The sequence below is a fragment of the Desulfocurvus thunnarius genome (assembly GCF_055390965.1).
In genome coordinates this window covers 1,975,464-1,992,514 of record NZ_AP042411.1, presented here as the reverse complement: position 1 = coordinate 1,992,514, position 17,051 = coordinate 1,975,464, and the positions used below count along the sequence as shown (strand labels likewise).

The 17,051-nt window shown below is 66.9% G+C and carries 18 protein-coding genes and 1 tRNA gene; 13 read left to right on the top strand and 6 right to left on the bottom strand.

Annotation, left to right across the window (positions count from 1 at the left end; translation table 11 throughout):
- Nucleotides 1-56 precede the first annotated feature (56 nt).
- From trpB to ACZ5KV_RS08640, 3 genes are all read left to right on the top strand, one after another.
- Nucleotides 57-1,226, top strand: coding sequence for a tryptophan synthase subunit beta (trpB, locus tag ACZ5KV_RS08650; protein WP_464238901.1), 1,170 nt, complete (start codon nucleotides 57-59; stop codon nucleotides 1,224-1,226).
- A gap of 56 nt (nucleotides 1,227-1,282) precedes the next feature.
- Nucleotides 1,283-2,047 (top strand): tryptophan synthase subunit alpha, encoded by a 765-nt coding sequence (trpA, locus tag ACZ5KV_RS08645; protein ID WP_464238900.1) that lies wholly within the window; start codon nucleotides 1,283-1,285, stop codon nucleotides 2,045-2,047.
- Between the two features lie 292 nt (nucleotides 2,048-2,339).
- Nucleotides 2,340-2,415, top strand: a tRNA-Phe gene (locus tag ACZ5KV_RS08640).
- A gap of 412 nt (nucleotides 2,416-2,827) precedes the next feature.
- On the opposite strand, the gene ACZ5KV_RS08635 is transcribed toward ACZ5KV_RS08640, so the two are convergent.
- Nucleotides 2,828-4,108 carry a two-component system sensor histidine kinase NtrB gene (locus tag ACZ5KV_RS08635; protein ID WP_464238899.1) on the bottom strand — a complete coding sequence of 427 codons (1,281 nt, stop codon included), beginning with the start codon at nucleotides 4,106-4,108 and terminating at the stop codon, nucleotides 2,828-2,830.
- 483 nt (nucleotides 4,109-4,591) lie between these two features.
- Here ACZ5KV_RS08635 and ACZ5KV_RS08630 point away from each other — a divergent pair, with 483 nt between their 5' ends.
- The 10 genes from ACZ5KV_RS08630 (at nucleotide 4,592) to ACZ5KV_RS08585 (ending at nucleotide 14,195) form a co-directional block, all read left to right on the top strand.
- Nucleotides 4,592-6,469 carry an NADH-quinone oxidoreductase subunit 5 family protein gene (locus ACZ5KV_RS08630; RefSeq protein ID WP_464238898.1) on the top strand — a complete coding sequence of 626 codons (1,878 nt, stop codon included), beginning with the start codon at nucleotides 4,592-4,594 and terminating at the stop codon, nucleotides 6,467-6,469.
- Nucleotides 6,469-7,323: a respiratory chain complex I subunit 1 family protein gene (locus tag ACZ5KV_RS08625; protein WP_464238897.1), complete on the top strand. Its 855-nt coding sequence runs from the start codon at nucleotides 6,469-6,471 to the stop codon at nucleotides 7,321-7,323. The genes ACZ5KV_RS08630 and ACZ5KV_RS08625 overlap by 1 nt, the downstream gene beginning before the upstream one ends.
- A 4-nt stretch (nucleotides 7,324-7,327) precedes the next feature.
- Nucleotides 7,328-7,780 (top strand): NADH-quinone oxidoreductase subunit B family protein, encoded by a 453-nt coding sequence (locus ACZ5KV_RS08620; RefSeq protein ID WP_028587761.1) that lies wholly within the window; start codon nucleotides 7,328-7,330, stop codon nucleotides 7,778-7,780.
- Between the two features lie 12 nt (nucleotides 7,781-7,792).
- A complete protein-coding gene (locus ACZ5KV_RS08615) occupies nucleotides 7,793-8,158 on the top strand; it encodes an NADH-quinone oxidoreductase subunit C (RefSeq protein ID WP_464238896.1) in 366 nt (121 codons plus the stop codon).
- 9 nt (nucleotides 8,159-8,167) lie between these two features.
- Nucleotides 8,168-9,244, top strand: coding sequence for a hydrogenase large subunit (locus tag ACZ5KV_RS08610; RefSeq protein ID WP_464238895.1), 1,077 nt, complete (start codon nucleotides 8,168-8,170; stop codon nucleotides 9,242-9,244).
- A gap of 11 nt (nucleotides 9,245-9,255) precedes the next feature.
- Nucleotides 9,256-9,672, top strand: a complete 417-nt coding sequence (locus ACZ5KV_RS08605) for a 4Fe-4S binding protein (protein ID WP_464238894.1) — start codon at nucleotides 9,256-9,258, stop codon at nucleotides 9,670-9,672.
- A gap of 389 nt (nucleotides 9,673-10,061) precedes the next feature.
- Entirely contained in the window at nucleotides 10,062-10,670 is a 609-nt protein-coding gene (locus tag ACZ5KV_RS08600) for a LemA family protein (protein WP_464238893.1), read from the top strand.
- A 427-nt stretch (nucleotides 10,671-11,097) separates the two neighbouring features.
- Nucleotides 11,098-12,480 carry an ammonium transporter gene (locus tag ACZ5KV_RS08595; protein WP_464238892.1) on the top strand — a complete coding sequence of 461 codons (1,383 nt, stop codon included), beginning with the start codon at nucleotides 11,098-11,100 and terminating at the stop codon, nucleotides 12,478-12,480.
- A gap of 42 nt (nucleotides 12,481-12,522) precedes the next feature.
- Nucleotides 12,523-12,882, top strand: coding sequence for a P-II family nitrogen regulator (locus ACZ5KV_RS08590; RefSeq protein WP_464238891.1), 360 nt, complete (start codon nucleotides 12,523-12,525; stop codon nucleotides 12,880-12,882).
- Between the two features lie 86 nt (nucleotides 12,883-12,968).
- The gene (locus ACZ5KV_RS08585; protein WP_464238890.1) at nucleotides 12,969-14,195 is read left to right on the top strand and encodes an EAL domain-containing protein; all 1,227 of its coding nucleotides are present in this window, start codon (nucleotides 12,969-12,971) and stop codon (nucleotides 14,193-14,195) included.
- Between the two features lie 128 nt (nucleotides 14,196-14,323).
- Here ACZ5KV_RS08585 and fliQ read toward each other — a convergent pair whose 3' ends face one another.
- From fliQ to ACZ5KV_RS08560, 5 genes are read right to left on the bottom strand one after another with little or no spacing between them, the layout of a single operon-like run.
- Complete coding sequence (gene fliQ / locus ACZ5KV_RS08580) at nucleotides 14,324-14,593, bottom strand: flagellar biosynthesis protein FliQ (protein ID WP_464238889.1); 270 nt, start codon at nucleotides 14,591-14,593, stop codon at nucleotides 14,324-14,326.
- Between the two features lie 21 nt (nucleotides 14,594-14,614).
- On the bottom strand, nucleotides 14,615-15,415 hold the full coding sequence (gene fliP / locus ACZ5KV_RS08575; RefSeq protein ID WP_464238888.1) for a flagellar type III secretion system pore protein FliP: 801 nt from the start codon (nucleotides 15,413-15,415) through the stop codon (nucleotides 14,615-14,617).
- Nucleotides 15,348-15,917, bottom strand: coding sequence for a flagellar biosynthetic protein FliO (gene fliO, locus ACZ5KV_RS08570; protein ID WP_464238887.1), 570 nt, complete (start codon nucleotides 15,915-15,917; stop codon nucleotides 15,348-15,350). Before fliO ends, fliP begins: the two co-directional genes overlap by 68 nt.
- An 11-nt stretch (nucleotides 15,918-15,928) precedes the next feature.
- The gene (fliN, locus tag ACZ5KV_RS08565) at nucleotides 15,929-16,471 is read right to left on the bottom strand and encodes a flagellar motor switch protein FliN (protein WP_464238886.1); all 543 of its coding nucleotides are present in this window, start codon (nucleotides 16,469-16,471) and stop codon (nucleotides 15,929-15,931) included.
- Nucleotides 16,472-16,508: 37 nt separating this feature from the next.
- Complete coding sequence (locus ACZ5KV_RS08560; RefSeq protein ID WP_464238885.1) at nucleotides 16,509-17,027, bottom strand: flagellar basal body-associated FliL family protein; 519 nt, start codon at nucleotides 17,025-17,027, stop codon at nucleotides 16,509-16,511.
- Nucleotides 17,028-17,051: the final 24 nt, after the last annotated feature.

Below are 17,051 nucleotides of genomic sequence, written 5' to 3'. Positions count from 1 at the left end.
CCGCCAAACATCAAACCCGGGCCGGGCCTCCACCCGCCCGACAAGGACGACACACCATGAAGAAAGGATACTTCGGCGACTTCGGCGGGCAGTTCGTGCCCGAACTGCTCATGCCGCCGCTCAAGGAACTGGACGACGCCTACCGCACCATCGCCCGCTCCAAGCCCTTCCTCACGGAATTCGGGCAGATCCTGGCCGAATACGTGGGCCGCTCCACGCCGCTCTACCGCTGCCCCAACCTCTCGGCGGAGCTGGGCTTCAACCTCTACCTCAAGCGCGAAGACCTGGCCCACACCGGCGCCCACAAGATCAACAACACCATCGGTCAGGCCCTGCTGACCCGGCACATGGGCAAGCGCGTGCTGCTGGCCGAAACCGGCGCGGGCCAGCACGGCGTGGCCTCGGCCACGGCGGCGGCCATGCTCGGCCTGTCGTGCATCGTCTACATGGGCGCCACCGACGTGGAGCGCCAGGCCCACAACGTGCAGCGCATGCGCCTGCTCGGCGCCGAGGTCCGGCCCGTGCAGTCCGGCACAAAAACCCTCAAGGACGCCATCAACGCCGCCCTGCGCCACTGGATCGCCGAGCAGGCCGACACGCACTACTGCATCGGCTCCGTGGTCGGCCCCGCGCCCTTCCCCGAGCTGGTGCGCGACTTCCAGTCCGTCATCGGCCACGAATGCCGCCAGCAGTGCGTGGAGCGCTTCGGCACCCTGCCCGATCTCGTGGTCGCCTGCGTGGGCGGCGGGTCCAACGCCATGGGCATCTTCCATCCCTTCGTGGAAGACCGCGAGGTGCGCCTCGTGGGCGTGGAGGCGGCGGGCACGGGCCAGCCGGGCTGCTACCACTCGGCCTCCGTGACCCAGGGCACCCCCGGCGTGCTCCACGGCACGCGCACCCGCCTGCTCCAGACCGCCGACGGCCAGATCCTGCCCTCGCACTCCGTGGCCCCGGGCCTGGACTACCCCGGTGTCGGCCCCGAACACTCCTGGCTCGATGCCTCGGGCCGCGCCGAATACGTCACCGTCAACGACGCGCAGGCCCTGAGCGCCTTCCACGCCCTGTGCCGCAAGGAGGGCATCATCCCGGCCCTGGAGTCCTCCCACGCCCTGGCCTACGTGCTGGAAAACCGCGACACCATCGAGCCCGGCTCCAACGTGGTGGTCAACCTCTCGGGGCGCGGCGACAAGGACCTGGGCATCGTGGCCGAAACCTTCGGGATGTAACCCCGGCCCGCCAACGCACCAAACCGCGCGGCCACCCCGCGCACGGAGAAACGCATATGCCTTCCAAACTCACCCAACGCATCCGCGAGGCCCAGGCCGCCGGGCGCAAGGCGCTCATCCCCTACCTGCCCGCCGGGTTCCCCGGCCTGGAAGAATTCTGGACCGCCGTGGCCGACCTCGACCGCGCGGGCGCCGACATCATCGAAATCGGCGTGCCCTTCTCGGACCCCGTGGCCGACGGCCCCACCGTCGAGCAGGCGGCCCTGGAAAGCCTGGAACGCGGCGTGACCCTCAAATGGATTCTTGAGGAACTGGAAAAACGCGCCGGGCAGTTCCACGCGGGCATCGTGCTCATGGGCTACCTGAACCCCTTCCTGCAATACGGCATGGAAGCCTTCGCCCAGGACGCCGCCCGGGCCGGGGTCAACGGGGTCATCATCCCCGACCTGCCCCACGAGGAGGCCGCGGACATTCGCGCCACCCTCGCCGCCCGGGGCCTGGATCTCATCCCCCTGGTCGGCCTGAACACCAGCCCCGCGCGCCTGGCCCTCTACGCCGACGGCGCCACCGGCTTCGCCTACTTCGTGTCCGTGCTGGGCGTCACCGGCGAGCGCGCCACCCTGCCCCAGGCCGTGGGCGCCAAGCTGGCCGAAGCCAAGAATACCTTCGCCATCCCCCTGGCCCTGGGCTTCGGCATCAAAACCCCCGACCAGCTCGCCGCGCTGGGCGAAGGGCCCGACGCCGTGGTCTTCGGCTCGGCCCTGATCACCCACCTGCGAGCCGGAGGCACCCCGGCCCAGTTCCTGGCGGCCTGGCGCTGACGTGGCGAGGGGAGGAAACCCGGGAACGGTGCTTATTCCCGGGATGGATGAGTCTCCGGCGGCTTAAGGGCTGTCGCCCTTAAGGATTCCATTCGGGGTGGGCGTGGCGGCGCGCCGCCACGCCCACCCAATGCGGGATTCTCAAGGGGCATGCCCCTTGAACCGCCGGAGGCTGATCAACCCGGAGGAGACGCGCACCGTCCCCGGGCTTCCCTCTCCGCCCCGGCGCCGATGTGGGAAAAAATCCTTGCATCGGCTGGCGAGTTTGGCTAATACCCATTGCTCGCCGGTTGCCACGGTAGCTCAGTTGGTAGAGCAGGGGACTGAAAATCCCCGTGTCCGCAGTTCGACTCTGTGCCGTGGCACCACGAATTTCAAAGGCCCCCGGGACCATCGTCCCAGGGGCCTTTTCCGTTCGGCAGCGCCGCCAGGATGCGCCGTCCACCGCCAGGCCGCCGCCTCGGGGGACTTTCCCGCATCGCAAAATACGGGTTTTCCCCCATAGGCAAACCGAATGGGCATGCGTAAGAAAGTATCAGCGCAGGTGTCGAGGGGGGGAGTGGACTCCGGCAGGTCCGCTCCACAAAAGAAGACGCCTCGCAGTCCCTTGGAGAGGGTTGTTTGCGGCCACCCCCTGCGAACCCGGTGCAGCGGGGGCAGGCCGCAGGGCCCACCAAGGGCAGCGCGCCCGATGGAAGTTCCATCGGGCGCTCTTTTTGGGCCGTTGCGGGCCGTTGCGGGCAGGCCGGGCTCGCGAGGCCGAGGCCGTCCCGCGCGGGACTACAGCGGCAGGCGGAGGATGAAACGCGTGCCCTGGCCGGGGCGCGAATCCACGGTGAACTCGCCGCCATGGTTGGTGGTCACGATGAAATAGGACACCGACAGGCCGAGCCCCGTGCCCTGGCCGACCTCTTTGGTGGTGAAAAACGGCTCGAACACGCGGCGGCGGGTGGTTTCGTCCATGCCCGGGCCGTTGTCGGCCACCTCCAGCACGGCGAAGCGACCCTCGGCGCGGGTGGTGAACACCAGGCGCGGCTCGGGGATCCGGGCCTCGGCCATGGCCTGCGCGGCGTTCTTGATCAGGTTGAAGACCACCTGTTCGATCTCGGTGCGGCTCATGAGCACGGCGGGCAGGCCCGGGGCGAAGTTCCGTTCCACGGTCAGCCGCCGGAAGCCTGCCTGACGGTCCAGCCCGAAGTCCCGCGCGGCCAGGTTCAGGGCCTCCGCCACCACGCTCTCCAGGGTGCAGGGCGTGTGGCAGGCGTTGCCGCCCCGGCTGAACTCCAGCATGTGGCGGACGATGTCCGCCGCGCGGCTGCCGGACTGGCGGATGCCGTCGAGAAAGCGCAGGATGCCCCGGCTGCGGGCGTAGTCGAGGATGGCGTCCAGGGAACAGCCGGCCTCGCGCGCGGCCCGTTCGTTCTCGGGGCGGCCGGGCTCCAGGCGGCGCTGGATGTTCTGCGCGCCCTGAAGGATACCGCCCAGGGGATTGTTGATTTCGTGGGCCATGCCCGCCGCCAGCCCGCCCAGGGAAACCATTTTTTCGGTCTGCACGATGAGCCGGTCCAGGCGCACGCGCTCGGTCACGTCGTCCAGGCGGACCACGGCGCTGCGCCCGGCCTCGATGGGGGCGACCATGATGTCGAAATAGCGGGGCCCGCTGCCGCCGCAGGCGGTGTCGGCTTCGGCCTCGGCGGCGCGCCGCTCCAGGGGCTGCCCCTGGGCCACGGCCCTGGCGGCTCCGGCCAGGTAGCCCCGCAGGCCGGGAAAGGCGTCGCCCATCAGGCGGCCTTCCAGCCCGGCGCGCGGCAGCCCGGACAAGGCCGCGGCCGCGCGGTTGGCGCGGGTCACGCGCAACTGGCCGTCCACGCCCAGGATGGCCGAGGGCATGGCGTCGAGCACGCTGGACAGATAGTCGTGCATGCTGTCCAGCTCGTCCAGGCGGCGGCGCAACTCGGGGTAATAGCTCTTGCGGATGGAGCCCGCGCCCAGGCCGATGAGCCGGTCGCGCACTTCCTGCGCCGGATTGTCGCCGTCACTGCTTTCTCTGCCTTTGCCCATACCCATACCATACAGGAAATCGCCGGAATTTCCATCTCCATTTGTCCACGGGGCCGGCATTCCCTACTTCAACGGGGCTAGAATCGGCAAAAAATGTGCTTCAGCGCATGCATGGTATTGATTGTTCGCACAATCAAAAGATACGGGAATAAAAAATGTATTCCCATGGGCCATACATCGTACCGTGAATCGCGCGCACTGCCCGGGAGCGGCGGCAGGGCATTTCTTCTTCTCAATCAGCGTGATGGATTCTCTTTTCTCCCCGCCCCCGACCCGAGAGATGGCACGCCCCGCGCCCCCGGCCCGCCCCGGCGCGCGCCGGTGGGCAGAAGACGGGGCAAGACGCCCCATCCGGTTGACCTGACGGGGTTTCTTTCCTACACAGGCCCAATTCCGGCAAGGGCGGGAATCCTTGCGGGGCCCGGCGCTTTGGCGCCGGGGGCGTCTGTGTTGTTTGATGGCACTCTTTGCGAAGGGGTTACCATGTCCAGTCAGATCATACTGCTTGTCCTGTTGCCATTCGCGGCCGGGCTCGCGTGCTACCTGCTGCGCGCGGGCTTCATCCGGGCGCTGGTCGTCATGGCGACTGCCGTGATCCTGGCCGCCGCCTCGGTGGTCCTCATGGCGGCGGGACCCATTTCCTACTCCCCGGGTCCCATCCTGGGCCTGAGTTGGGACATCGTCGTCTCGGTGCTGGATTTCGCCCTGCTCGGCGTGATCCTGTTCTACGGCTTCAAACACGACAACCTGCTCATCAAGATATTCTGCGTCCTGCAGATGTTCGGGCTGCTGATCCTCGAACTCTTCTGGGTGGACCACTCCGCCCACGTGCCCGCGTTCCACGTGGACCAGCTTGCGGCCGTGATGGTGCTGATCATCTCCATCGTCGGCTCGCTCATCTGCGTGTTCGCCCTGCCGTACATGAAGGAGCACGAGGAGCACCTGCACCTGGAAACCTCGCGCCAGCCGCGGTTCTTCCTGTTCCTGGTGCTCTTTCTGGGCGCCATGAACGGGCTGGTCATGGCCAACAACATCCTGTGGCTCTACTTCTTCTTTGAAGTCACCACCCTGTGCTCGTTCATGCTCATCGGCCACGACGGCACCGAAATCGCCGTGAAAAACGCCGTGCGCGCCTTGTGGATGAACTCCGCGGGCGGGCTGGCCTTCGTGCTGGGCATGATGTTCACCTACGCCAGCGTCGGCACCCTGGACATCCAGGCCATCCTGGCCTCGGGCGGCGCGGGCGCCGGGCTGCTGGTGGGCATGGGGCTCATCTGCTTCGCGGGCTTCACCAAGGCCGCCCAGGTGCCCTTCCAGAGCTGGCTGCTGGGCGCCATGGTCGCGCCGACCCCGGTTTCGGCCCTGCTGCACTCCAGCACCATGGTCAAGGCGGGGGTCTACGTCGTGCTGCGCATGGCCCCGGCCTACGCGGGCAGCTTCGTGTCCGACGGCGTGGCCCTGTGCGGCGCGTTCACCTTCCTGGCCTGCGCGGCCCTGGCCATCGGCCAGTCCAACGGCAAGAAGATCCTGGCCTACTCGACCATCTCCAACCTGGGGCTGATCATCGCCTGCGCGGGCATCAACACCCCGGCGGCCACGGCGGCGGCCATCTTCCTGATCATCTTCCACGCCGTGTCCAAGGCCCTGCTCTTCCTCTGCGTGGGCACCATCGAGCAGCGCATCGGCTCGCGCGACATCGAGGACATGCGCGGCCTTGCCGCCCGCATGCCCCAGACCGCCTGGATCACCATCACCGGCATCCTGACCATGCTCCTGCCGCCCTTCGGCGTGCTCATGGCCAAGTGGCTGGCCATCGAGTCGGCCTCGGGGCAACTCGTGGTGGTGACCATGATGGCCCTGGGCAGCGCGCTGACGGTGGTCTACTGGGCGCGCTGGGCGGGCACCCTGCTGGCCGCCCCCGGCGGCGAGCGCCCCGCGCCCGAGGCCCTGCCCGCGCTGATCCGCCTGCCGCTGCTGGCCCTGGTGGCCGGGGCGGTGCTGCTGTCCGTGGCCGCGCCCCAGGTGTACGACCTGGCCATCGCGCCCATGCTGCCCGGCATGCCCAGCCCCATCGAGGCCTTCTACCTCTACCCGCTCTTCGCGGTGCTCGGCGTGGGCCTGCTGCTGGCCCTGCGCGCGGCCCGGCGCTCGCGCGCCACGGCCTACAGCGCGCCCTACATGGCGGGGTCGAACCTCGGCATGGCCGCCGACGGCACCTGGAACGGCCCCATGAACCAGCCGGTCAAGGTCGAGGCGGGCAACTACTATCTGCCCGGCCTGTTCGGTGAAGAACGGCTGACGACCTTCGTCAACGTGGCCGCGGCGGCGCTCATCGTGCTCATGATCGGAGGTGCCCTGTAATGATCACCACCATCCTTCTGATTCTCGTGGGGCTCTTCCTGGCGCCGCTGGCGGGCGGCCTGCTGGCGGGCATCGACCGCAGGCTCACGGCCTGGTTCCAGTCGCGCCAGGGCCCGCCGGTCACCCAGGCCTTCTACGACGTGGCCAAACTCTTCGGCAAGGCGCCCATGGCCTCCAACCCCTGGCAGGTGCTCTGCGCCTGGGTCTACTTCGTGGCCGCCGCCCTGTCGTGCGTGCTGTTCTTCCTCCAGGCCGACCTGCTGCTCATCTTCTTCGTGCAGGCCATCGGCGCGGTGTTCCTGGTCATGGGCGCCATGAGCGTGCCCTCGCCCTACAGCCAGGTGGGCGCCCAGCGCGAACTGATCCAGGTGCTGACCTACGAGCCCCTGCTCATCCTGGTTTTCGTCAGCTTCTATCTGGCCACGGGCAGCTTCCAGGTCAGCGACATCCTGGCCCACGAAACGCCGCTGCTCTTCCAGCTTCCGCTCATGTTCATCGTGCTCGGCTACGCGCTGACCATCAAGCTGCGCAAGTCGCCCTTCGACTTCTCCACCTCGCACCACGGGCACCAGGAGCTGGTCAAGGGCGTGCTCACGGAGTACTCCGGGCCCTACCTCGGCCTCATCGAAATCGCCCACTGGTACGAAACGGTGCTGGTGCTCGGCGTGTGCGCCCTGTTCTGGTCCACCAACGTCTTCATGATGATCGCGCTGCTGGTTGTGACCTACATGGCCGAGATCATCATCGACAACACCATGGCCCGCATGACCTGGCGCTGGATGCTCAAGTACGTCTGGTGCATCGGCCTGGGCCTCTCCGTCGTGAACCTCATCTGGCTGTACGCCAAGATATAGCGCCATGATAAAGTCATTCATCAAGAAATCGCGCGTCAAGTCGCCCTGGATCATGCACTTCGACTGCGGGAGCTGCAACGGCTGCGACATCGAGGTTCTGGCCTGCCTGACCCCCATGTACGACGTGGAGCGCTTCGGCATCGTCAACGTCGGCAACCCCAAGCACGCCGACATCCTGCTCGTCACCGGCACCGTCAACCACCGCAACAAGAAGGTGCTCAAAAACCTCTACGACCAGATGCCCGAGCCCAAGGCCGTCATCGCCATCGGCGCCTGCGGCACCTCGGGCGGCGTGTTCCGCGAGGCCTACAACGTGGTCGGCGGCGTGGACAAGGTCATCCCCGTGGACGTGTACGTGCCCGGCTGCCCGGCCAAGCCCGAGGCCATCATCGACGGCGTGGTCCTGGGCTTGCAGAAGTTCGCCGAAAAGGTCGAAGCCGCCGAGCAGGGCGCATAGGGAGAGACGCACATGATCGACAACATCACCGAAGTCACCCAGGCCACCGTGGCCAGCGAGGTGCTGCGCCTGAAAAACGCGGGCTACCGGCTGGTGACCATGACCTGCACCGAAATCGACGAAAGCGACCTGGACATCCTCTACCACTTCGACAAGGACCTGGAGCTGGCCCACCTGCGCATGCGCCAGCCCAAGAACCGGCCCGTGCCCAGCATCTCCGGCATCCTCTTCGCCGCCCTGCTGGTGGAAAACGAGATCCGCGACCAGTTCGGCGTCTCGTTCGACGGCCTGATCCTGGACTTCAACCGCACCCTGTACCTGGACGCGGAAGTCACCGAAGTCCCCCTCGTCTCCAACGTCAAGATCACCAAGCAGTAAGGATACGCCATGGCCAGAACCATAATTCCCTTCGGCCCCCAGCACCCGGTGCTCCCCGAGCCGGTGCACCTGAAGCTTGTGGTCGAGGACGAAATCGTCAAGGAAGCCGTCCCCGCCCTGGGCTACGTTCACCGGGGCCTGGAAAAGCTCGTCCAGATCCGCGACTACCACCAGATGATCCAGATCGTGGAGCGCGTGTGCGGCATCTGCTCGTGCATCCACGCCAAGGCCTACTGCCAGGGCATCGAGACCCTCATGGGCATCGAGGTGCCCGACCGGGGCCGCTTCCTGCGCGTCATCTGGGGCGAGCTGCACCGCGTGCACAGCCACCTGCTCTGGCTCGGCCTGTTCGCCGACGCCTTCGGCTTCGAGAGCGTCTTCCAGCAGTTCTGGAAGGTCCGCGAGAAGATCATGGACATGATGGAGGCCACGGCGGGCAACCGCGTGATCATTTCCGTCAACGTCGTGGGCGGCACCCGCTACGACCTCTCCCCCGAGCAATTGCGCTGGATTCTCGAAGGCCTGGACGAGGTGGAACAGGGCGTCAAGGCGCTGCAGAAAACCATGCTCGAAGACTACACCGTCAAGGCGCGCACCGTGGGCGTGGGCATGCTCACCCGCGAGCAGGCCCTCGACCTCGGCGCCGCCGGGCCGACCCTGCGCGGCTCCGGCGTCGCCCAGGACATGCGCCAGCTCGGCTACGCCGCCTACAAGGACCTCGACTTCGAGCCCGTGGTCGAAACCGGCTGCGACTCCTACGCCCGCAGCACCGTGCGCTTCCGCGAAGTGCTGCAATCCATCGACCTCGTGCGCCAGGCCATCGCGCGCCTGCCCGAAGGCGACACCCGCGTTCCCGTCAAGGGCAACCCCGAGGGCGAGACCATCGTGCGCGTGGAGCAGCCGCGCGGCGAACTGCTGTACTACATCAAGGCCAACGGCACCAAGTTCCTCGACCGCTGCCGCATCCGCACGCCCACCTTCGCCAACGTGCCCCCGCTGCTGGCCATGGTCGGCGGCCTGGAACTGGCCGACGTGCCCGTCGTGGTCCTGTCCATCGACCCGTGCATCTCCTGCACGGAACGCTAAGGGAGGCCGCCATGCTGTTCATGACCCAGAACATCCTCAAGAACTTCGTGAAGCCCAAGGCCACCCGGGGCTACCCCTTCGTCGTGCGCGAACCCTTCGCCAACTTCCGGGGCGAACTCGTCAACGACATGGACAAGTGCATCTTCTGCAACATGTGCGCGAAGAAGTGCCCGTCCCAGTGCATCACCGTGGACCGCACCGCCGGAACATGGTTCTGCGACCCCTACGCCTGCGTCTATTGCTCCGTGTGCGTGGACAACTGCCCGGTCAACAGCCTGAGCATGAAGAACGACCACCGCAAGCCCGCAGCCACAAAGGAACCCCTGCTGCTCAAGGGCACCCCGCCCCAGCCCAAGAAAAAAGCCAAGGCCGCCACGCCCGACCCCGCGCCCGAGGCCGCCGCCGACGACGCCCCCCAAGGCGAATGACCCGACCCCAAAGGCCCTCCCCCGAGGGCCTTTTTCGTGCCCGCGCGTCGGGCGGAAGCCTGGGGACGGTGCGCGTAGCCTTCGGGTTGATGAGCCTCCGGCGGCTTAAGGGCTGCCGCCCTTAAGAATCCCATTCGGGGAGGGCCTGGCGGCGCGCCGCCAGGCCCTCCCAATGCGGGATTCTCAAGGGCCCGTGGCCCTTGAGCCGCCGGAGGCTCATCCGTCCCCGGGAGCACGCACCGTCCCCAGGCTTCCGCCCGACGCGCGGCGGTCACCTTGCCGCCATGGTGCCGTTGCAGTACATTGGGGGCAGACTCGCGCGAGGGGTGGAGTGCGGCCCGGGCCGGGGGATTGGCCGGGGAGCGCTTCGCGCGCGGGGAGGGGGCCTCATGGGCGCGCTTTTCGCTTTTGCCGCCGTGCTGCTGGCCATCGGCCTGGGTGCGGCCCTGATCCACGGGCGGCTGGCCGCCTTGCGGTTGCGGTATCTGGCGGCCCTGAAGCGTCTGGAGACGACTTTGCGTCGCCGCTACGATTTTGTAATGACCCTGACGGAGACCGCCTGGCGGCATTTGGCGCAGGACCAGCAGATCGGCGAAGCGCTGACGGAGCTGGCCCTGGCCCGCGAAGCCGCATCTTTGGCGACCCAGGGGGCGGCCCAGGGGGACGCCCTGACCCTGCGCGAACTGGCGCGGGCCGAGGAGCGCCTGGACATCCTGCTGGCCCGCCTGCGGGCGCTGGTCCAGCCTGCTCCCGGGCAAGCACCCCCGGCGAACCTGGGCGGCCTGTTCCTGGAGCTGGACGACGCCGCACACCATGTCGCCCTGGCCCGTCTGGCTTACAACGAGGCCGCGCGCGATTACAACGCCTACCGCGACAGCTTCCCCGCCCTGCTGCTTGCCGGTGCCTTCGGCTACGGGGAAGCGCCGCCCCTGGACTTCGGCGGCGCCCTTTTCCGCGCGCCCTCCGTTCCGGACTGCCCGACCTGCCGCCGCCGTTGAGGGCCCGGGTAGGCGCCCCGCCGCCGGGAGGAAATGGTCGGTCGACGGCGCGGTGCAAGGCGGGCGGGCAGGACTCGGGCCTGCCCGCCGCACGCCACCTGCTCGCGCTGCCGGGGCCTGCCGCTACGGGACCGCCCGATCCCAGACGTTCGAATCCTCGTAATTTTACTTTTTTGTCACCAAAGCCGACAAGGCCCCATTTTTCAGGGTGGCATATCACGCCAGATTAACAAATCTGACAAACATGACCACCTTCGTATGTTCCGTTTTTGTTAATTTTTGTGATATCTCGCAAGCCCCTCTGGCGTGAAAACTATTTAAATAATATAAATCAGCGTGTTGCAATCCTGGCCCGCTCCTTGCTCTTCGGGTGGTGCGCCTTGGCGCCAGACTCACCACAACCGTTGTTGCCTAGGAGGTTTCAGGAATGCTCACCCCCCGCTCCCTTTTGAAAAGGCCGCTCTCCGGGCTGTACTTCGCCCTGGGAGCCCTCGCCGTGGTCGCCTCGTCTCCCGTGTGCGCCCTGGCGCAGGACGCCCCCGAACTGCTGACCCAGGATAACGCCAACATCCTGTGGACCCTCGTGGCCGCCATCCTGGTCATGTTCATGCAGGCCGGGTTCGCCATGGTCGAGGCAGGCTTCACCCGCGCCAAGAACGCGGGCAACATCCTGATGAAGAACTTCGTGGACTTCGCCGCGGGTTCCATCGTCTATTTCCTCATCGGCTTCGGCTTCATGTTCGGCGACTCCATCGGCGGCTTCATCGGCGGCTCGGGCTTCGCCCTGGGCAGCGCCGACGCCACCACCGCCGACGGCATGTGGACCCTGACCTTCTGGTTCTTCCAGAGCGTCTTCGCCGCCACCGCCGCGACCATCGTTTCCGGCGGCATGGCCGAGCGCACCAAGTTCAGCACCTACATCCTGGCCAGCGTCCTGGTCACCGCCTGCATCTACCCCGTTTCCGGGCACTGGGCCTGGGGCGGCCTGTGGGGCAACGAGGGCGGCTGGCTCGAAGCCATGGGCTTCATCGACTTCGCCGGTTCCACCGTGGTCCACTCCGTGGGCGGCTGGGTGGCCCTGGCGGGCGCCATCGTCCTCGGCCCGCGCATCGGCAAGTACACCGCCGACGGCAAGGCCAACGCCATCCCCGGGCACAACATTCCCATCGCGGCCCTGGGCGTCTTCATCCTGTGGTTCGGCTGGTTCGGCTTCAACCCCGGCTCCACCACCGTGGCCGACGGCACCATCGGCTACATTGCGGTGAACACCTCCCTGGCCGCCTGCGCGGGCTTCCTGGGCGCCATGTTCACGAGCTGGATCAAGTACGGCAAGCCCGACGCCTCCATGGCCATGAACGGCGCCCTGGCGGGCCTGGTGGCCATCACCGCCGGCTGCTACGAATTGTCCCCCATCGGCTCCATCATCACCGGCCTGGGCGCAGGCGTCATCGTGGTCGTCTCCGTGGTCTTCATCGACCAGGTGCTCAAGATCGACGACCCGGTCGGCGCGGTTTCCGTTCACGGCGTGTGCGGGGCCTACGGCACCATCATGGCCGGTCTGCTGGCCTCCCCCGGCTACGGCGGCTCAACCGGCCTGCTCTACGGCGGCGACTTCTCCGTGCTGACCACCCAGCTCATCGGCGTGGGCGCCGTGTTCGTCTGGGCCTTCGGCATGGGCTGGATCATGTTCTCCGTCCTCAAGGCCGTCATGGGCATCCGCGTCAGCGAGGAAGAGGAGCTCAAGGGTCTGGACATTACCGAGCACGGCATGGAGGCCTATTCCGGCTTCCAGATCTTCTCCAACGAGTAGGGCGCGTCCCCGCCACTTAACCAAGCTTCATTCGGAGGAGCCATGAAACTCATCATCGCATACATCCGGCCCGAGAGGCTGACCGCGGTCAAGCAGGCCCTCTACGCCAAGGAAATATTCAGCATGACCGTGACCAACGTGCTCGGCTCGGGCCGCCAGAAGGGCTTCACCGAGACCTACCGCGGCGTGGTCATGGAGGTGAACCTGCTCAAGAAGATTCGCCTGGAGATCGGCGTCAACGATTCCTTCCTCGAAGCCGCCCTCAAGGCCGTCGAGTCCGGCGCCCGCACGGGCAAGGAAGGTGACGGCGTGGTCTTCGTGCTCGACATTGCGCGCTCCCTGCGCATCCGCACCGGGGAGTCGGACATCGCCGCCGTGGCGGCGACCCGTACCGCTCCCTAGGCCCCCACACACGTGCCCCGGGCCGGACCCCCCCATCCTCCGGCCCGGGGCGCACTCCTTCTCCGCCACGGGACGCGCCGCCGCTCATGCTGCCCCTCGAACTCGACTACCAGACCCTGGCCCGCGAAGACCGCATCCTGACGCTCTTCCAGCCCATGGTCTCCATCAAGGGCAAATGCGTGGTGGCCGTGGAGGCCCTCTCCCGGGGCGTCCTGCCCGACACGCGCGTCAGCGTTCCGCCCGATGTGCTCTTCCACGTCGCCACCACCTCCGCCCGGCGCCTGAACCTGGACCGCCTCTGCCGCCAGCTCGCCATGCGCCGCTTCGCCCCGGTCCACGCCCGGCGCAAGGACCTGCTCCTGTCCGTGAACCTGGACATGTCCCTGGTCAACAAGAACATCCTGGGCTCGGGCAAATTCCTGGAGGCCACCCGTCTGGCGGGCCTCAACCCGGGCAACGTGGTCATCGAGATCATCGAATCCAAGGTCCAGGACACCGACATCCTGACCCGCTTCATCGAAATCTACCGCGGCCACGGCTTCCTCATCGCCCTGGACGACATCGGCACCGGGCACTCCAACCTCGACCGCGTCTCGCAGATCAAGCCCGACATCATCAAGATCGACAAGGGCCTGATCCGCGACATCCACCGCGAATACCACCGCCTGGAAATCACCAAGGCCCTGGTGCGCCTGTCGCGCAACATCGGGGCCATGGTCGTGGCCGAGGGCGTAGAGCAGGAGGCCGAGGTCCTGGAGCTGATGGGCCTGGGCGTGGACATTTTCCAGGGTTTCTACTTCGCCCGCCCCGCGCCGTTGAACGACGAGCCCCCGCCCACCCCGCGCCGGGTGCCCTCCGTGGCCCGCAGCTTCCGACGCATGGTCATCGAAGCCATCAACGAAAAGAAGGCCCTGCACGAGACCTACGACCGCGCCCTGCGCGACATCATCGAGGTCCTGGGGTCGCGGGTGCCGCGCCAGTTCGATCCCGCCCTGGCCGAACTCGTGCATTCCCACGAGGACATCGAGTGCATGTACGTGCTCAACATGACCGGGCGCCAGATCAGCTCCACCATCTGCAACCCCTACGCCGTGAGCGAAGCCCGGCGCTTCATCTACCACCCCGCCCCGCGCGGGACGGACCACTCCCTCAAGGAATATTTCCTGCCGTTGTCCGCCGGGCTCGAAAAGTACACCACCGAGCCCTACATCTCCCTGGCCAGCGGCAACCTGTGCTCGACCATCTCGGTGCGCTTCGGCGACCGGGCGGGCCGGGCCTTCATCCTGTGCGTCGACATCAGCGTAAAACGGTGAGTCGATAGGCCGGGCCCGGGCCCGGGCGGTGCCGCGGGGGCGCCGTCCGGGTCCGCCCCGGCCGACCAAAACCAAGGCGCCCTCCGGCTCTGCTGCCGGAGGGCGCCTTGGCGCATGGCGCGCAGGCCTCAGCCCACGTAGTTCGGCAGGTTCAGGAACAGTTCGCGGGTGTAAGTGATCATCTTGTCCATGATCCACGGGAAGGCCGCGAGCAGAGCCACGAAAATGGCCAGGATCTTGGGGATGAAGGTCAGGGTCATCTCCTGAATCTGGGTGGCGGCCTGCAGGATGCTGATGGTCAGACCGACCACCAGCCCCACCCCGAGCATGGGCAGGGAAATGAGCAGGGTCATCTCAATGGCCTGACGGGCGAAGCCGACGACGAATTCCGGGGTCATGGGGCGTCTCCTGGCGCGGTCTTACGCCGCGAAGCTGTTGACCAGCGAGCCGGTCAGAAGGTTCCAGCCGTCAACCATCACGAAGAGCAGCAGCTTGAACGGCAGCGAGATCATCACCGGCGGCAGCATCATCATGCCCATGGCCAGCAGGATGGAGGAGACCACCATGTCCAGAATCAGGAAGGGGATGTAGATGAGAAAGCCGATCTGGAAGGCGGTCTTCAGCTCGCTGATGACGTAGGAGGCCACCAGCAGCGGGGTGGGCACCTCGTCCTTGCTCTGGGGCCGGTCGAGGCGCGCGATGGAGTAGAAAATGGACAGGTCCTTCTCGCGGGTGTGCTTGAACAGGAACTCGCGCAGGGGCACCTCGGCCTTGTGCAGGGCGTCCTGGAAGCCGATGTCCTCGTTCAGGTAGGGTTGCAGGGCCTCGTCGTTGATGCGCGTGCCCGTGGGCATCATGATCAGGATGGTCATGAAGATGGCCAGGGAGGCCAACACCTGGTTGGGCGGCACCTGGTTGGTGCCCATGGCCTGGCGCAGAAACGAGAAGACGATGATGATGCGCGTGAACGAGGTGGCCGTCAGCACGATGGACGGCGCCACGGAGAGCACCGTCAGCAGGAAGAGAATCTCCAGGGTGGTGGCGACCTTTTCCGGCTCGGTCTGCCCCGCGGCCAGGTTCAGTTGCAGGCTGGGCACGGTGGCGTCCTGGGCCAGGGCCGCCGCCAGGGGCAGCAGCGCGAAAAGCAGGAGGCTACAAGCCGCCGTCCTTGGCGCGAGCGTCCTCCAGGGCCTTGTCGAAATCCTTTCGATCAGTGTCATCGCCGGTGTCCATTTCGGTCAGCAGATTGATGGAGGCGTCGGTGACGCCAAGCACCATCCGCTTATTCAAGAAGCGGACCACGACGATGTTCTTCTTGGGCCCAAGGCTCATGGTGCCCTCGATGCGCAGGGCGCCGGTGCCGAAAACCCCAAGCCCCATGCGCTTGCCGAAGCGCTTGAGCACCCAGAAGCCGACGAAGATGAGCGCCAGAAGCAGGCACAGCACCCCAGCCACCTGGAACAGGGCCCCGGTCATGTCGCCGGCCTGGGGCAGGGTTTTGACACCCTCCCCGGCGTCGGGCAGGGCCCCGGAAAGGGCCCCGGCGGCGCCGGAGGCGCCGTCGGCGGCCTGCCCGGCCAGGTCCAGCGCCCGGGCCGTGGCGTTGGCCGTGGCATTGGCGGCGAGGGCCGTGGCGTTGGCCGCCTGTTCGGCGGCCCGGGCCAGGGGTGCCCACAAGGCTCCGGCGGCCGCGGCCAGGGCGGCAAGGCGCAGGTACGACATGGTTCTCCCGCTCAGGCGAGCTGCTTCACGCGCTCGATGGGGCTGATGATGTCCGTCAGGCGCACGCCGAACTTCTCGTTGATGACCACCGCCTCGCCGCGCGCCACGAGCTTGCCGTTGACGTAAATCTCCAGGGGCTCGCCCGCCAGCTTGTTCAGCTCGATGACCGAGCCCTGGCCCAGTTGCAGCAGCTCGTTGATGAGCAGCTTGGTACGCCCCAGTTCGGCGGACACGTCCAGGGGAATGTCCAGGATGAAGTCCAGGTCGCGCTTGGTGCCGTCGGGCCTGGGAGCCTTGGCCTCCTCGGTCAGGTCCTTGAAGCGCGCGTCGGTGCTCTGGGCGGCCAGCCCGGCCTGGCGCGACTCCTTGTCCATCTTGGCCTCTTCCTCGCTGGCCAGGGCCGCGGCCCATTCGGCGGCCAGGGCGTCATCGTCCTGCCCGCCCTCCGGGGATTTCATGGCCTTGGCGTCGGCGGCGGCGCCCAGGTCGCCGCTTTCTTCCAGGGCGGCAGCCCATTCGTCGGCCAGGGCGTCTTGATCGAGATCCTTTTCCATGCCGTCACCCCTTGGTGGTTGGGGTCGCTCCAGGTGCTTACTGGATGACCATCTCGGTGAAATAGACCCGAAGGACCGTGGAGCCGCCCACGATCTGGTTCAACCGGCTGACGATCTCGTCCTTGAGGGCCAGCTTGCTTTCCATGCTCGACAGGTCGGCGAAGGTCTTGCTCGACAAAAGCAGGTTCATGGCATCGCGGACCTTGGGTTCGTTCTTCTTGATCTTTTCCGCCGCGTCCTTGTCGCGCAGTTCCACGTCCATGGACAGCTTCAGGTAGCGTCGGCCCAGCGGATCGGCCAGGTTGACCAGGAAGGTCGGCAGGGTCACGAGCTCCGTGTTCTGCGGGTCGGCCTCGGCCTGGGCCTGGTCGGCGCTCTGGCCGTCGGCGGCCTGCTCGGCGGGTTTGGGGCCCATGCCGATCAGGCCCATGATCTGCTCGCGGAAAAAGAACCCCGCGCCGCCCAAAAGGGCCAGGATGACCACGGCGATGATGATCCACTTGAGCTTGCCGCCCTTCTTGCCGCCCTTGGGGGCTTCGAGTTGTTCGTCGGCCATGGTGCCTCCTTGATTGCGTCGCGG

Coding starts and splice junctions, on each gene's coding strand:
- trpB (WP_464238901.1), top strand. CDS start 57: ATGAAGAAAGGATACTTCGGCGACTTCGGCGGGCAGTTCGTGCCCGAA.
- trpA (WP_464238900.1), top strand. CDS start 1,283: ATGCCTTCCAAACTCACCCAACGCATCCGCGAGGCCCAGGCCGCCGGG.
- ACZ5KV_RS08635 (WP_464238899.1), bottom strand. CDS start 4,108: ATGGGCAAAGGCAGAGAAAGCAGTGACGGCGACAATCCGGCGCAGGAA.
- ACZ5KV_RS08630 (WP_464238898.1), top strand. CDS start 4,592: ATGTCCAGTCAGATCATACTGCTTGTCCTGTTGCCATTCGCGGCCGGG.
- ACZ5KV_RS08625 (WP_464238897.1), top strand. CDS start 6,469: ATGATCACCACCATCCTTCTGATTCTCGTGGGGCTCTTCCTGGCGCCG.
- ACZ5KV_RS08620 (WP_028587761.1), top strand. CDS start 7,328: ATGATAAAGTCATTCATCAAGAAATCGCGCGTCAAGTCGCCCTGGATC.
- ACZ5KV_RS08615 (WP_464238896.1), top strand. CDS start 7,793: ATGATCGACAACATCACCGAAGTCACCCAGGCCACCGTGGCCAGCGAG.
- ACZ5KV_RS08610 (WP_464238895.1), top strand. CDS start 8,168: ATGGCCAGAACCATAATTCCCTTCGGCCCCCAGCACCCGGTGCTCCCC.
- ACZ5KV_RS08605 (WP_464238894.1), top strand. CDS start 9,256: ATGCTGTTCATGACCCAGAACATCCTCAAGAACTTCGTGAAGCCCAAG.
- ACZ5KV_RS08600 (WP_464238893.1), top strand. CDS start 10,062: ATGGGCGCGCTTTTCGCTTTTGCCGCCGTGCTGCTGGCCATCGGCCTG.
- ACZ5KV_RS08595 (WP_464238892.1), top strand. CDS start 11,098: ATGCTCACCCCCCGCTCCCTTTTGAAAAGGCCGCTCTCCGGGCTGTAC.
- ACZ5KV_RS08590 (WP_464238891.1), top strand. CDS start 12,523: ATGAAACTCATCATCGCATACATCCGGCCCGAGAGGCTGACCGCGGTC.
- ACZ5KV_RS08585 (WP_464238890.1), top strand. CDS start 12,969: ATGCTGCCCCTCGAACTCGACTACCAGACCCTGGCCCGCGAAGACCGC.
- fliQ (WP_464238889.1), bottom strand. CDS start 14,593: ATGACCCCGGAATTCGTCGTCGGCTTCGCCCGTCAGGCCATTGAGATG.
- fliP (WP_464238888.1), bottom strand. CDS start 15,415: ATGACACTGATCGAAAGGATTTCGACAAGGCCCTGGAGGACGCTCGCG.
- fliO (WP_464238887.1), bottom strand. CDS start 15,917: ATGTCGTACCTGCGCCTTGCCGCCCTGGCCGCGGCCGCCGGAGCCTTG.
- fliN (WP_464238886.1), bottom strand. CDS start 16,471: ATGGAAAAGGATCTCGATCAAGACGCCCTGGCCGACGAATGGGCTGCC.
- ACZ5KV_RS08560 (WP_464238885.1), bottom strand. CDS start 17,027: ATGGCCGACGAACAACTCGAAGCCCCCAAGGGCGGCAAGAAGGGCGGC.